The 14,989-nt window shown below is 50.2% G+C and carries 9 protein-coding genes and 1 pseudogene; 3 read left to right on the top strand and 7 right to left on the bottom strand.

Annotated features, from left to right (window positions below):
* Positions 1-765 precede the first annotated feature (765 nt).
* Both EKO24_RS20620 and EKO24_RS20615 read left to right on the top strand, forming a co-directional pair.
* Positions 766-2,889, top strand: coding sequence for a heavy metal translocating P-type ATPase (locus EKO24_RS20620; RefSeq protein WP_127028851.1), 2,124 nt, complete (start codon positions 766-768; stop codon positions 2,887-2,889).
* Positions 2,883-3,632 (top strand): 4'-phosphopantetheinyl transferase family protein, encoded by a 750-nt coding sequence (locus EKO24_RS20615; protein WP_127028850.1) that lies wholly within the window; start codon positions 2,883-2,885, stop codon positions 3,630-3,632. The genes EKO24_RS20620 and EKO24_RS20615 overlap by 7 nt, the downstream gene beginning before the upstream one ends.
* 182 nt (positions 3,633-3,814) lie before the next feature.
* Here the strand turns inward: EKO24_RS20615 and EKO24_RS20610 are convergent, their stop codons facing one another.
* From EKO24_RS20610 to EKO24_RS20600, 3 genes are all read right to left on the bottom strand, one after another.
* Complete coding sequence (locus tag EKO24_RS20610) at positions 3,815-5,899, bottom strand: translocation/assembly module TamB domain-containing protein (RefSeq protein ID WP_127028849.1); 2,085 nt, start codon at positions 5,897-5,899, stop codon at positions 3,815-3,817.
* Positions 5,900-5,961: 62 nt separating this feature from the next.
* Positions 5,962-6,852 carry a cysteine synthase CysM gene (gene cysM, locus EKO24_RS20605; RefSeq protein ID WP_127028854.1) on the bottom strand — a complete coding sequence of 297 codons (891 nt, stop codon included), beginning with the start codon at positions 6,850-6,852 and terminating at the stop codon, positions 5,962-5,964.
* A 161-nt stretch (positions 6,853-7,013) separates the two neighbouring features.
* Positions 7,014-7,700, bottom strand: coding sequence for a histidinol-phosphatase (locus EKO24_RS20600; protein WP_127028848.1), 687 nt, complete (start codon positions 7,698-7,700; stop codon positions 7,014-7,016).
* Positions 7,701-7,856: 156 nt separating this feature from the next.
* Here EKO24_RS20600 and EKO24_RS20595 point away from each other — a divergent pair, with 156 nt between their 5' ends.
* On the top strand, positions 7,857-8,405 hold the full coding sequence (locus EKO24_RS20595; protein WP_127028847.1) for an RNA pyrophosphohydrolase: 549 nt from the start codon (positions 7,857-7,859) through the stop codon (positions 8,403-8,405).
* A gap of 226 nt (positions 8,406-8,631) precedes the next feature.
* Here the strand turns inward: EKO24_RS20595 and nifJ are convergent, their stop codons facing one another.
* The 4 genes and pseudogenes from nifJ to EKO24_RS20575 all read right to left on the bottom strand — a co-directional run bounded on the left by nifJ (position 8,632) and on the right by EKO24_RS20575 (position 14,986).
* A complete protein-coding gene (nifJ, locus tag EKO24_RS20590; protein ID WP_127028846.1) occupies positions 8,632-12,213 on the bottom strand; it encodes a pyruvate:ferredoxin (flavodoxin) oxidoreductase in 3,582 nt (1,193 codons plus the stop codon).
* A 65-nt stretch (positions 12,214-12,278) separates the two neighbouring features.
* A pseudogene (locus EKO24_RS23335) lies at positions 12,279-12,725 on the bottom strand (GxxExxY protein).
* A gap of 42 nt (positions 12,726-12,767) precedes the next feature.
* Positions 12,768-14,387, bottom strand: a complete 1,620-nt coding sequence (locus EKO24_RS20580; protein ID WP_162853377.1) for an NAD(P)-binding protein — start codon at positions 14,385-14,387, stop codon at positions 12,768-12,770.
* Between the two features lie 239 nt (positions 14,388-14,626).
* Positions 14,627-14,986: a hypothetical protein gene (locus tag EKO24_RS20575; RefSeq protein WP_127028845.1), complete on the bottom strand. Its 360-nt coding sequence runs from the start codon at positions 14,984-14,986 to the stop codon at positions 14,627-14,629.
* Between the last annotated feature and the right edge of the window lie 3 nt (positions 14,987-14,989).

Here is a 14,989-nt window from a genome sequence, read left to right as displayed (position 1 = left end):
AAGTTCAGGTGCATCCAAAAATGTGTTGTGTGTTGTTCTTGTGTAGCTACCTGAAGCATTGACTTAGCGGTTCAACATCGCTTAGTTTAAGTGTTATGTACGGCTAACATCCAAACTTAACCGGTACCGATTAATTAAATATTTGCAAAAGTATTCAAACATGGAAGCCTCCCAAACCCTACTTATGCCCTTTAGGTATCAAAGTGTAGTTGTCAGTCATTTAAAACCGTATTTTTAAATAACCGGAAGCCCCAAACTGCGATATTAAAATATATATCAAATTCAAATGCTTATATAAAAACAACAAACGTTTTCTTAAAATTATATCTCGAAAAAAAATTCGATACACGACAAAAAACCTTAAGGCATGGTTTTATAAACCTTTGCAAACTGCGCAAAATGCAAAATAATTTAGCAGAGTCATACGCTTATAAATTTTCTTAATTCTGCCGTATAGCAAGAGAAAAAACACAAAAGCAGTCTCATGACAGCAAAAAAACAACTCAACCCGGCGTTGTAAGATAAAAACCATCAAAACCAGTTGCCAAAAAATTACAATGTCTAAAAAACCGGTGCGGAATCATCACGGATAAAGCTCGGTTTTAACATTGCCGGTCTCAAGCACAGCGCGTAAAATCAGCCGTCTTATCCCCAAGTTTCGTTTGAGCGGGCAAACTGCTCAACTCAGCTTTATACCCAAAGGGCATAAGTTTCGTTGATCAGACCAGCTGCTCAACTCAGCTTTATACACAGGAAGGATTTATTATGTTGATTGAACTGGCGCTGATTAGTGGAGTCGGCTACTTTTTCCAGAAACAGCAGCACAAAGCCGAGCAAATACAATCGATGCCGGATAAACCGCCAGCAACAAGCCAAGACGATCAACTACCCGCACGTCCTTTCAATACCGGTCAGTTTCTGCGAGATATTAACAAAGCCATGGCCGCGGATGGCCGTCAGCAACTGTTGGTGGATATCGACCCCAAAGTTCTTGAGACTATCGAAAAAGAGCGCCTAAGAGCCAACCAACGCTTGAAGCTCGCGTTAAGCGCGATGGGGCTGGCCCTGTTAGGCAGTGTCTATCCTGTTTTTTCCGTTTTCGGGGTCGCCGGCGTGCTTTATTTATCCCGCCGTATGTTTGTCCGGGTTTGGAGAGACTTTAAACTAAAACACTATATCAGCAGCAACCTGGTCGGCTTGGTTATGACGCTCGGCATGCTGGCTACGGGCCATTTGCTGCTGGCGGCCTTTGCCGGCGTGATGGGCAGTTTTTTTGCAAAAATTATCGACCGGGTGGAAGGCAGCACCCAACAGCAGTTAATCAATACCTTCAGCCAGTACCCTGAAAAAGTCTGGGTGTTAAAAGACAATGTCGAAATTCAAACCGATTTTCAGAACGTTCGGATCAACGATATTGTTGTCGTCAATGCCGGAGAGATTATCCCGGTCGACGGCACCATTCAGTCCGGCGTAGCCAACATCGACCAGCATATATTAACCGGAGAAAGCCATCCGGCTGAAAAGTCCGCCGGCGATAAGGTTTTTGCCTCTACCTTGCTGCTGTCCGGGCGCATTTATATTCGCGTTGAAACGTCCGGCGAAACCACGGCCGCCGCCCGGATCGGCAATGTCCTGAACTACACGCAAAGTTATAAAGACACCTTGGTCACGCGGGGGCGGCGCATATCGGATCGCTTCGTACCGGTCACCCTGGGTATCAGCGCGGTAACCTTGCCGCTGCTCGGCCCGAATTCGGCCACCGCTGTGCTCTGGTCGGGCCTCGGCTCAACCATGGGCATGCTGGGACCGGTCAGCGTTTTGATTTATTCGCAAATTTTGGCGCGGCAAGGCATTTTGATCAAAGACGGGCGGGTACTGGAATCGCTGAAACAGGTCAATACCATTGTTTTCGATAAAACAGGCACGCTGACCCTGGAACAGCCTACAGTGGCGACCATCTATAACATCGGCGGTTTCTCTGCCGACACCGTCTTGAGCCATGCCGCGGCGGCGGAATACCGGCAGCCGCATCCTATTGCCAAAGCCATATTGGCCAAGGCCGAGGAGCTGCAACTGGAATTGCCCGAACGGGACGAAGCCAGCTACGAAGTCGGTTACGGCATCAAGGTCATCGTCGAAGGAAAAGTCGTGCGCGTGGGCAGCGCCCGCTTTCTGCAACGCGAAGGCGTCGAATGGCCTGCAAGCATACTGCCTATCCAGCAGCAGGCGGAAGCAAACAGCCACTCGCTGATTTACGTCGGCATCGACCGGCAACTCGCCGGCATCCTGGAAATGCAGCCGTCTATTCGCCCCGAAGCCGAAGGTATTATCCGCTATTTGAAACAGCGGGGCTTTAAATTGGTCATCATCTCCGGCGACCATCAAGAGCCCACGCGGCGGATGGCCGAAACCCTGGGCATCGAACATTATTTCGCCGAAACCCTGCCTGAAAACAAAGCCGCGCTAGTCCGGCAACTGCGCGACGAAGGCGATTTCGTCTGCTTTATCGGCGACGGCATCAATGACGCGATTGCGCTGAAATCGGCGCAAACGTCGATTTCGCTAAAAGGCGCCTCCACGGCGGCGACAGATACCGCCCAGATTATTTTCATGGACGGCACATTAAACCACCTGGAGCAGCTTTTCCGCTTTATGGATGAGTTTGAAGACACGATGAGTAAAAACCTGACCACCAGCCTTGCGCCGGGGATTATCAGCATCGGCGGTATCTACTTCTTCAATTTCGGCATCCCCGCGGCAATGGAGCTGTTGTACCTGGGTTGTTTTGCCGGCTTGGGGAATTCATTATTGCCCTTGGTCAAGTATCAGGAAGAGGCCCCTGCGCAAGAAAAACAAGAAGAAGAGGAGCTTGTAGCCGAAAAATGCTGACCCTAGGAAACGATGACGTTCATATCCACCTGCTGCAACCCGAGCTCGCCGTAAATATCGATGCCGGCAGCCTTGATGAAACGGAGCGGCAACGGGCACGGTCGTTCAAATTCGATAAAGACCGGGATTTATATGTTGCGGCCCATCTTTTTATGCGCCGGGTATTAAGCCGCTACGCTTTTGTTCCCGAAAAAGACTGGCGCTTTGTTAATAATGCCTACGGCAAACCCGCTATTGCCAATCCCGGTTACGAATGGCTACAGTTCAACCTATCCCATACCCAAGGCAGCGTCGCTTGCGCCGTCGCCCGTCAACGGGCGGTCGGCGTGGATGTCGAACGGCACAAACGCATAAGTGATTTAGCTTCACTCTGCCGTCATGCCTTTTCTTCGCGGGAAGCGGAACATGTGCTGTCAGCGCGGCTTCCGGACGAGCAAGAACAACGCTTCTTCAGCTATTGGACCCTGAAGGAAGCTTATATCAAAGCTCGCGGAATGGGCCTGAGCCTGCCTTTGCAACAGTTTTCGTTCGTCCGGGAAGCCAATCGGAATTGGCGGCTTCATTACGCTCCGGACTTTCAGCACGATGGCGAAAGCTGGAAATTCAATACCCGCCGCCTGGGAGAAAGCCACTACCTGGCCTATTGCGTTCAGACCGGAAACTACGGCTCCAACCGAGAATTGAGCGTTCAGATCATGGATCCTTCCGGCCGTTGCTGCTGGAACGAAACCGTTCTTGGATGATGAGAATATTGATAACGGGATTTTAAAATCGGCCCAACACTGTCAATAAATTAAAGCCGCAGCCGGCATCAATCGCCCCGACGTGATGCAGTGCAAGGGCCTGTATCCGCCTCCGCGCGGCGCATCCGACATTCGGGGGCTCGAAGTTGCGGAACCATCCAGGTCATTACCTTATACCCAAATTATTCAACAATCACTTCATCCGAAGTCGTAATACGTCCTAAGCGCTCCATCAACACATTCCAGTCAACGCGGGGGTTATAGCCGATCACATCGATCCGCGGCAGTCCGCCCCCGGTGATAATCGCATAGCCGGATTCCGTCGCTTCCACTCCCATCAACTGACAGACGCCGTCATGTAAATAACAACCCAGGCCCAGCTTGTCGTAACCGAAAGTTTCAAAAAACCGTAAAAAGCTTTTGGACAGTAGATCGGCCGCACCGCCACCGCCGATGTTGGCGATATTCTGCACCGCTTTTTGGCTGATCCGGTGCCGCGAATCATCGTTTTCCGGCGTACCCAACCACGCGAAAAAACTGACCGGCCGCCAATTTTCCATATACAGCTGGCGGACATAACCCGACAGCTTGCCGGTAATGCCGCCGAATTTAAACTTGCCGGTTAATTGATCCAGGTCCAGGTTGTCGATTTCCAGATCGCCGTGAAACTTCGTAAGGTTGGTGAATAATCCCGACGATGCAAGATTACTGACTCTAACCTCGCCGTCAAAAACTTTGACGATCAGTTCGCCGCCTAGGCTCAGGGTTTTGTTGCTGTACTCGATGCGGGGAATATGCCCGCTGATAGTACCGGATAACGGCGTCCAATTCAGCGCTTGGGTAAGTTGTTCAAGCGATACATTGTTTAAATCGCCTTCAAAAGATATTTCCGGATCTTGCTGTTTTCTACCCAGCCAACTGAACTGGTTGATTGCGATTGCTCCGTCCAACAAAGGCAGTTGGGTCTTTTTTAGCAGCCGGATGCTGTGATCGCGGCTCAGGAAAGAAAGCCCTGCAGGACCTAGCGGCACGGCATGAACCTGCAATTGCCGCCAGGCAATTTTCGACGGCTGGTCAAAGCGTTCATCGTTCGACCAGTTCAACCGGCCTGCGGCACCCTGAACTCCGCCGCGGCCTGAAACATCGTTAATGTCAAGATTATCGAACGTTGCGGCTAGCCTGGTTAAGGCTTGTTTATCGATTGAGAAATCGGCTTTTAAATGGCCTGCCAGCGACACGCCTTGCAGCGCGGTCTGCTCAAAAAGCGGTTTCAGGTAGATCGCCGACAAATCTTGCAAATTATCGCTGAGCAATGAGAATTGTGCTTTTTCGAGACTGACGCCATCCTTGTATCGAACCGTTGCACTGCCGCTTAATTCCCCGGCTTTTGCATGCCGGTAATTTGCGGATTTGATTTCGATTTGTTCGTTCGATGCGCCCCAATCGCCTTGTGCATCCAAAGTAATGTGCGGCCCTGTCGATTCCAGATATAACGGCTCTGCATACAATGCGCCGCCATTAAATTCGATACGACCTTGCCATTGCCATAAGCCGTTATTGTTTTGGGCGTTCAAAGTCGCCCCCAGTACCAATGCTTCAGTTGCGAGCTGTCCGTCTTTGCTCTGGCCGCTCACGCCATCGAATTGGCCGGTTAACGTAAAGATGTTGACCAACGCATGGCTGCCGGACGCGTTTAACCTAACATCGATCTTTCCGGCTTTCAGCTTGAACTGTTCTTGCGGCAACAGTTGTTGAACCGATTTGGCATCGATAGCCTTGGCGTCAATTTGCAATTGCCATTGCTCGCCTTGCTCTTCTACGTCAATCGCAACGATTCCGCCAGCCAAGCGTAAATCGGTTAATTTGAGTGAGCTGCGTTTCTCGGTGATCTGAAATGAAAAGTTAGCCGTCGTCGGCGGCAATTGACGGCGTTTTGAATGAATCTCCGCCCTGCCCTGTTCGCACAACAGCTCTTTGTTTTGCCAACTGAAAGACGTACAGCGGATGTTGACCAGGTTGAGATCGTTGAATGGTTTGGGCAGGCTTAACTTGGCGATCGTTAAGGCCAGTTTTTGCGTTTTTTGCGGCAAGCCGGTTAGGGCGACGCTGATGCCTTCCAACTGCCATTGCGTTCCAGCAATAATGCCGAGATTAAGCGATATACTGTCCAGTGCATTGGCAATGGGCGTTATCAGAACAAAGATGATGGTCAGGATGAATCTGATCGTGACCCATGGGTAGTTCAGGCAATGACTTAAGCCGTTCATGCTTCGACAAGCTCAGCACGAACGGCTTAAGTCAACTGTATTATTTACAAATCCTTCCTGCATTAACCAGGAAAAACACCTGTCGATAAATAGCGGTCGCCCCGGTCGCAGATAATCACCACAATCACTGCATCCTCGACTTGTTCGGATAATTTCAAGGCTGCATGGACAGCGCCGCCGGATGAAATGCCGGCAAAAATGCCTTCTTGAGCGGCCAGAGCGCGAGTGACGTTTTCGGCCGAGTCTTGATCGACGTCGATAATCCGATCGACCCGGTCGGATTGGTAAATCTTCGGCAAATATTCTTGGGGCCAGCGTCTGATGCCGGGAATTTTAGATTCGCCTTCCGGCTGCACGCCGATAACCTGAATATCGGCATTTTGTTCTTTCAGGAATTTTGAAGTGCCCATTATTGTGCCGGTCGTTCCCATTGAACTGACGAAATGGGTGATTTTGCCGTGCGTATCACGCCAAATTTCGGGACCGGTGCCTTCATAATGAGCCCGCGGATTATCGGGATTGGAAAACTGATCCAAAATTTTACCCTTACCGGCAGCTTCCATTTCCCTGGCTAAATCAATCGCCGCTTCCATGCTGCCCGCGGCTGGAGTCAGGATGATTTCGGCGCCGTAAGCCTTCATCGATGCCCGGCGTTCTTCGCTCATATTATCCGGCATGATCAAGGTCATTTTGTAGCCTTTAATCGCCGCCGCCATTGCCAAGGCGATGCCGGTATTGCCGCTGGTGGCTTCGATCAGGCGGTCGCCGGGTTTGATTTCGCCTCGTGCCTCGGCGTGTTTGATCATACTAAGCGCAGGGCGGTCTTTGACCGAACCTGCCGGGTTATTGCCTTCCAACTTCACCAGAATCGTATTGCTGGTATTGCCGGGTAAGCGTTGCAGTCTAACAAGAGGGGTATTGCCGACGAAAGATTCGATGGTTGGGAATGTCATGGTAGTCATTGTGATTAAGTTAATTGGAATTTTAATAGAACACGGATGGAACGGATTAAGACTGATAACCACGGATTAAGCTAATGCAAGCTCTTTTAAAATCCGTGTAAATCCGCCTAATCCGTGCCATCCGTGTTCTATTTTTCTGATTATTGAGTCTTCTATTTTTGAAAATGATGCGTCGGGCATTGACCGTCTCTTAAGGTGATAATCGGCCAACCGGCAGCGCTCGCAAATTCAGTCAATTTTTCATCGGGATCGACTGCGACCGGATTATCTACCAGCTTCAGCAGCGGCAAATCGTTATGAGAGTCGCTGTAAAACCAACTGCCCTGCATCGTTTCGCTTGAATCTTTTAGCCAGGCTTCAAGCAGCTTGACTTTACCTTCCCTAAAGCAAGGAATGCCGTTAAATCCGCCGGTGTACCGGCCATCGACGAATTCCGGCGCGGTCGCCAATAAGTTTTCAATGCCGTACAGGCGGACTATCGGTTCGGTAACAAAACGATTGGTTGCGGTAATGACCAGCAGAGTGTCGCCCCGGTCTTTATGCTTGTCGATCAGTTGCTGGGCCGGCGTCAACATCAGCGGTTTAATCGCTTCTTCTATGAATTGCGACCGCCATTGGTAGAGCTGTTCCGGATCGTTGTCAGCCAACGGTTGTAGCGAAAAGCGCAGAAATTCGACGATATCCAGCGTGCCTTGTTTGTAGTCGTCGTAAAACTTGGCGTTGGCGCTTTCATAGTGATTTTTATCGACGATGCCCTGGTCAACAAGAAACTGCCCCCAGAGATAATCACTGTCGTCGGCAATCAGGGTATTGTCTAAATCAAAAATCGCTAAACTCACGGTTAATCCTGTCTTGAGTAATTAAAAAGCCTATGGCGTATGGACTTTATTTGTGGAACAATGCGGCCATTAAATTTAACTTACTGACCTATCTTTAATTAATTTTACCATTAGCAAGATTAAAGAACTAGGAAAGGTAAAAACACAGGTTTTAACATGATTGACTCTAAAGGATACCGGCCGAACGTCGGGATCATCCTTTGCAATGACGAGGGTCGCGTGTTTTGGGCAAAACGAATGGGTGTAAACTCATGGCAATTTCCGCAAGGCGGAATTAATCCGGATGAAGACCCTGAAGCTGCGATGTATCGTGAGTTGTGCGAAGAAACCGGACTGCAACAGCAGCACGTCCAGGTGCTTGGCCGCACTCGCTATTGGCTAAGGTACCAATTGCCCGAACGTTATATACGCAAGAACTCCCTGCCTTTATGCATAGGACAAAAACAAATCTGGTATATGCTGCGCTTGATAACGCATGAATCCAACGTGCGTTTCGACTTGAGCGCCAAACCGGAGTTTGACGACTGGCGTTGGGTAGACTACTGGGAACCGCTTAAAGACGTCGTGTACTTCAAACGCAAGGTTTATCAAAAAGCGATGAGCGAACTGGGCGCGATTTTAATGGCTGATACCGTACCGGTTAATGCGGCAGGATATTTAGCCAAGGGCAACGAAAAAACCAAAAACAAAAAACGCAAGAAATAAGGTAGCTATTCAGCAAAAAAGAAATGGAACACAGATGACACGGATAGGACGGATTTGCACGGATTTTTAAAATATTCTGAGTTTTTAATCCGTGATTATCCGTTTAATCCGTGGTATCCGTGTTCCATTAATCATTTTTAGCATACGCTAAATAGTTACGAAATAAGATGACTCCCTTTCAAGGGAGTCATCTTCATAACCACGTCCCTGTGGTTTCAACAGCCGTTTATAGTTTGCTTGCCATCCAGGTAGCCGGCAAAAACTCGTGTTCGTCGCGAGTGGCCATTTCTTCATACAGCGCCCACTTTTGATCGACCACCCGTTGCGCAAAATCCATCAGTTTATCGGCATGTTCCATGTTGGTTCGTCTTAAGCTACTGTAGCGCGTTTCGTGATAAGCGTACTCTTTCAGCGGAATAGACGGACGCAACGAGTCCAAAACAAACGGATTCTTGCCTTCGCCGCGCAAGGTCGGGTTATAGCGATAGAGCGGCCAGTAACCGGATTTTACCGCCATCTCTTGCTGTTCAAGGCCGTTTTCCAAGTTTATGCCGTGAGCGATGCAGGGGCTGTAGGCAATAATCAACGACGGGCCGTTGTAAGCCTCGGCTTCGCGGAAAGCTTGCAAAGCCTGTTGGGGCCTTGCGCCCAGCGCTATTCTGGCGACATACACATTGCCGTAGGCAATGGCTTGCAAAGCCAAGTCTTTTTTCGGCGTGACTTTACCGCCCGAAGCGAACTTGGCGGCAGCGCCGATGGGCGTGGACTTCGACGCCTGCCCTCCGGTGTTGGAATAGACTTCGGTATCCATGACCAATATATTCACGTCCGCCCCGGTCGCCAACACTTGGTCGATGCCGCCGTAATCTATATCGTAAGCCCAGCCGTCGCCGCCGATAATCCAGATACTGCGGCGCACAAAATGATCGACAATCGATAATAATTCCATCGCCTTGTGGGTTCCCAGCTTTTCCAACTGTTCGCGTAATTGCAAAACCCTGGCGCGTTGTTTGCGGATATCGCTTTCCTTGCTTTGGGGCGTAGACAGTATTTCGTCAACCAGCGTTGCATCCAAGTCGTCTTTTAATTCAAGCAACAGACGTTTCGCCATCGCGACATGTTGATCGGTAGTTAGCCGGTAGCCGTAGCCGAATTCCGCGTTATCCTCGAATAATGAATTAGACCAGGCAGGGCCTTTACCTTCCGCATTCTTCGACCACGGCGTGGTCGGCAAGTTGCCGCCGTAAATCGACGAACAGCCGGTCGCGTTGGCCGCCAGGATGCGGTCGCCGAACAATTGGCTGATCATTTTCAAGTAAGGCGTTTCGCCGCAACCGGAACATGCGCTGGAAAATTCGAACAACGGTTCCAAAAATTGCACGCCGCGGACATTGGAAAAATCGACTCGGGCGCGATCGTTGTACGGCAGACTTTCAAAGAACGCGACGGATTTTTTCTCGACCTCAAGATGCTCGGCTTTAGGCGTCATGTTAATGGCTTTAATGCCGTCATCGTGTTCCGAAACGGCCGGGCAGGCTTTGACGCATAAACTGCAACCGGTGCAATCTTCCGGGAACACTTGCAATGTATAACGCGTATCGGGGAAGCCGTGCGAGGTTACCTTGGCCGATTTAAAGCCTTCCGGCGCCTGTTCCAGCTGTTTTTTATCATAGAATTTGGCGCGAATCGCGGCATGTGGGCAAACCGCCGAACAGTTGCCGCATTGTATGCACATGTCGGATTGCCAGATAGGAATATCCTGCGCAATATTGCGTTTTTCCCATTGCGTGGTGCCGGTCGGATACGTGCCGTCGATCGGCAAAAAGCTGATCGGAATCCAGTCGCCTTTGCCTGCAATCATTTGCGCGGTCACTTCCTGGACAAAGCGCGGTGCGTTGGCAAATTTTCCAGGTCCGCTGTCGGCAGGCGCGGTCACAGTAACCGGCAACGATACTTTTTCCAAATGCGCCAACGACTGGTCTATCGCTTCAAAATTCTTTTGCACCACTTCCGGTCCTTTGCGGGCGTAGGTTTTTTCGGCGTATTGCTTGATTTTCTTGATGGCTTCATCTTTCGGCATCACGCCCGACAACGCAAAGAAACAGGTTTGCATGACCGTGTTGATGCGCCGTCCCATGCCGGTTTGGCGAGCGACTTTGACCGCATCGATCACGTAAAACCGGATATCCTTGTCGATCAACTGCTGTTGTACGCGAGCCGGCAATTGTTCCCAGATATGCTCGGCATCGAATGGGCTGTTTAACAGGAAGGTTGCGCCCTGTTTAGCGCGCACCAGCATATCGGTGGTTTGAATGAAATTGAAATCATGACAGGCGACAAAATTCGCCGATTCGATCAGGTAAGGCGCTTTAATCGGTTCGGGACCGAAACGCAGATGCGATACGGTTTGCGAACCGGCTTTTTTCGAATCGTAAACAAAGTAGCCTTGCGCGAAATACTGCGGTTCGTTGCCGATAATTTTGATGCTGTTCTTGTTCGCGCCGACCGTACCGTCGGAACCCAAACCGTAAAACAGCGCCCGGACCACGTTGTCCGCTTCAATATCCAGATGTTCGGTTACCGCCAGACTGGTGAACGTCACATCGTCGATGATGCCGATCGTGAAACCGTTTTTCGGCTGCTCGGCTTGCAGTTCCCGGTAAACCCTGGCCACCATCGACGGCGTAAATTCCTTGCTGGACAAACCATAACGGCCGCCGATGATGCGCGGCATGGATTTAATCCGCCCGTTGGCAAAAGCCTGGCTCAACTCGGCGACAACGTCTTTGTAGAGCGGTTCGCCGCTGCTGCCCGGCTCTTTGGTACGGTCCAGCACTGCAATATGGCGCACCGATTCCGGCAGCGCCGCCAGAAAGTTCTTGGCGCTGAACGGGCGATACAGACGAACATTCAGCACACCGACGTTTTCGCCTTTTTCATTCAGTTTTTCGGCGGTCGCGACGGCGGTTTCGACGCCGGAACCCATCAATATAATAATGCGCTCGGCGGTTTCGGGACCGAAGTATTCGAACGGTTTATAACGGCGGCCGGTGAGTTGTTCAAACTGTTTCAATACGTCATCGAACACCTCAACAGTGCGCTCGTAAAAAATATTCGAACTTTCGCGGGATTGGAAGTAGGTATCCGGGTTTTGCGCCGTGCCGCGCATCATCGGCTTGTCCGGGTTTAACGCACGGTCGCGGTGCGCGAACACCAGCACATCGTCGATCATGGCCCTGATTTGCTCGTCTTCCAACAGCGTGATTTTATTGATTTCATGCGACGTCCTGAAACCGTCGAAGAAATGCAAAAACGGAATCCGCGATCTCAAAGTCGTAGCCTGGGCGATCAAGGCCATATCGTGGGCTTCCTGGACATTGCAGGATGCCAGCAGCGCAAAACCGGTCATCCGCACGCTCATCACATCCTGATGGTCGCCGAAAATCGACAGCCCCTGCGTTGCCAAAGAACGCGCGGCAACATGAATGACGGTCGAAGTCAGCTCCCCGGCAATCTTGTACATATTGGGGATCATCAGCAGCAGCCCTTGCGAGGCTGTAAACGTTGTCGCCAAAGCGCCGGTTTGCAAGGCCCCGTGCAAAGCGCCGGCGGCGCCGCCTTCGCTTTGCATTTCGGCAACGGTCGGAATGCCGCCCCACAGATTGGTTTTATGTTCGGTCGTCCATTGGTCGCAAAACTCGGCCATCGTTGACGAAGGCGTGATGGGATAAATTGCGCAAACCTCATTGGTCCGGTACGCAACATAGGCAGCCGCTTCGCCGCCGTCGATAGTAACTTGTTTGGTCATGGTGAATTTCCTAACAATTTTAATTGCTTAATATATGGAACACGGATGGCACGGATTAGACGGATTTACACGGATTGTTTTTTCTTTTTGTCATTGGTAAATAGTTTTCTTTTGAACTGCGGCTTTTTTCCGAAATTCAACAGTAAACCAACTTCTATGCGTGTTGCTTTCAAATAATTAGTTATACCCACAGGGCATAAGTTTCGTTTGAGCAGGCAAGCTGCTCAACTCAGCTTTAACTGTGCCTCATGTTCTTCAGCTAATGCTTCGGCTGCTTTCAATTCAACAATCACACAACCATTTACGATTAAATCCGCAAAGTATTCACCAATAATTTGCCCGTTATAATGGACATTTATCTGTTTCTGTTTTTCACAATACAAGCCCATTGCAATTAATTCCAGAAACAAAGCATTTTGATAAACTTTCTCTAAAAAGCCAAAACCTAATTCGTTGTATACCTTATAAAAGGCCTTAATAACTTCATCGGTAATATCTTTATGAAGAAGCATTTTTTATCCGTGCTAATCCGTTAAATCCGTCTTATCCGTGTGCTATTTTTTATCAATCATATGAATGGCGGCAGTCGGGCACTGTAAGGTGCAAGCCGTGCAGCCTGTGCAAAGGTCGTAATTCACCTCGTAGTAACGGCCTTTGCCTAACTTGGTAATGGCGCCTTCAGGGCAAGCGCCGTAACAACCGTCGCATTCAAAACAGTTGCCGCAGGAATAACAACGGCTGGCTTCGTAAGTCGCTTCGTCTTGACTCAGGCCACCCAACACTTCATCGAAGGTTTTATTGCGTATCGACGGCGGTATAGAGGGCTGTGCGGACTGGTCGGCATCGGTGCTGTACCAAAGGTTGAGTTCTTCGCGCCGGACGATGTGTTTTTTGCCCGGATGCTGGTATTGGGTGCCGCGCAAATAAGCGTCGATATTCCGGGCGGCTTTTTTGCCGTGTCCGGTCGCAATCGTCACCGTGCGCAAACTGGGCACCATATCGCCGCCGGCAAAAACACCCTCGGCGGCGGTCATCATCTGATCGTTGACAGGAACCACGCCGTCGCTTTGCGCTTCAATTTCCGGGAAGGTTTTTAATAATTCGGAATCGATATTTTGTCCCAGTGCCAGAATCAGCGTGTCGGCTTCGAGGATTTCATATTCGCCGGTCGCTTGCGGACGGCCTTTTTCGTCCAGGGCCATGATTTCAACCTGAATGTGACTGCCGTCAATGCCGACGATGCTGCGCAACCAGTGGAATACCACGCCTTCTTCCATCGCTTCGGCGGCTTCAAAATCGTGTGCCGGCATATTTTTGCGGTCGCGCCGGTAAATGACCATCGTTTCCGCGCCCAAGCGTTTAGCGGTCCGCGCCGCATCCATCGCGGTATTGCCGCCGCCGTAAACGGCAACCCGTTTGCCGATGTTGGCCGGTTTGTCCAGGCCGATGTTGCGCAAGAAAGTCACCGCGTCCCTGGTATCGCTTTCGCTGTATAGAGGAATATCGATCGAACGGCCGATATGGGCGCCTACCGCGACAAAAACCGCATCGAAGTTTCCGGCTTCTTTTTCGGCTTTTAAATCCTCGATTTTCCGGTTCAGCGTGATTTTTACGCCCATGTCCTCAATACGCTTAACTTCGGCCGCCAGTACCTCGCGCGGCAATCGATACGACGGAATACCGAAATGCATCATGCCGCCAGCTATCGACCCGGCGTCCCTGATCTCAACCTCATGGCCCAAACGGGCAAGATGGTAAGCCGCCGACAAGCCGCTCGGTCCTGCCCCGACCACTAACACGCGCTTATTGGATTTTTCGCCGACGATTTGCGGCGTCCAGCCTTGCTCAAAAGCCATATCGCCCAGAAAACGTTCGACCGCATGGATACTGACCGCACCGTCGACAGCAACGCGATTGCAGGCGGATTCGCAAGGATGATAACAAACGCGGCCATGCACGGCCGGCATCGGGTTGTTCTCAAGTAGCCGGTTCCAGGCTTGCTGATAGTGCCCTGCTTGGGCCAAGTCCAACCACGCCTGGATATTCTCGCCGGCTGGGCAGGCATTGTTGCAAGGCGGCAGGTAATTTTCGTAAACAGGCATGCGCCGTTGCAGCGGTCCGGTGCCGTTGGTTAACGTCAGATCCGGCGGAGTGGTCATATCTTGGTATTTCATATGCGCTTAACCTTATGATTATTTTTTTTAAATTTACTGCTTGCAATGGCTCAGTCAGGCCTTCACTTCAAACTAAAATACCCTCGTTGATATGATATGACTACCTTATTCTGTATTTTGGCTATCAAGGCAAGTCGTCATTAGGAATCTACACAATAAACTTAATAATAGCGGACGATTATTGCAATTGATCAATGATTGGCAAGTTTTCATAAGCCGATAACTAAGATACGCCCCGGCTACTCGGAAGTGCTGTTGAAGTAATCATAAAAAAACCAGCCTACTTTTTTAGTTAAATCAAAGGTTATCTTGGCATTAATCATATTGCCCAAAAAAGGCACCCAGCCTAACACCGATTTTTTAAAAATCGCACCGGCATGATGTTTACAGCCTTCTAAAACAAGCATTCTGGCAGCTCCTGATTCCAATTCTCGATTAAACAGAACGGCAATTTTTTTAGCCATATCCACATAAAGCTTGGTTAATGTGGCAACTCCCATTCCGGGAATTTGCGAAAAAACGGCCGTTGTAGTGGCTGCGGTGTTAGCAACGTCGTTAATAATTTTTTTTGCTTTTGCCCTGCGTTGTTCATCAGCCATTCC

This window comes from Candidatus Methylobacter oryzae (genome assembly GCF_003994235.2).
GTDB lineage: Bacteria > Pseudomonadota > Gammaproteobacteria > Methylococcales > Methylomonadaceae > Methylobacter_A > Methylobacter_A oryzae.
Note: the sequence above shows the minus strand (reverse complement) of the source record. Positions and strands in the feature narration are given on the sequence as shown.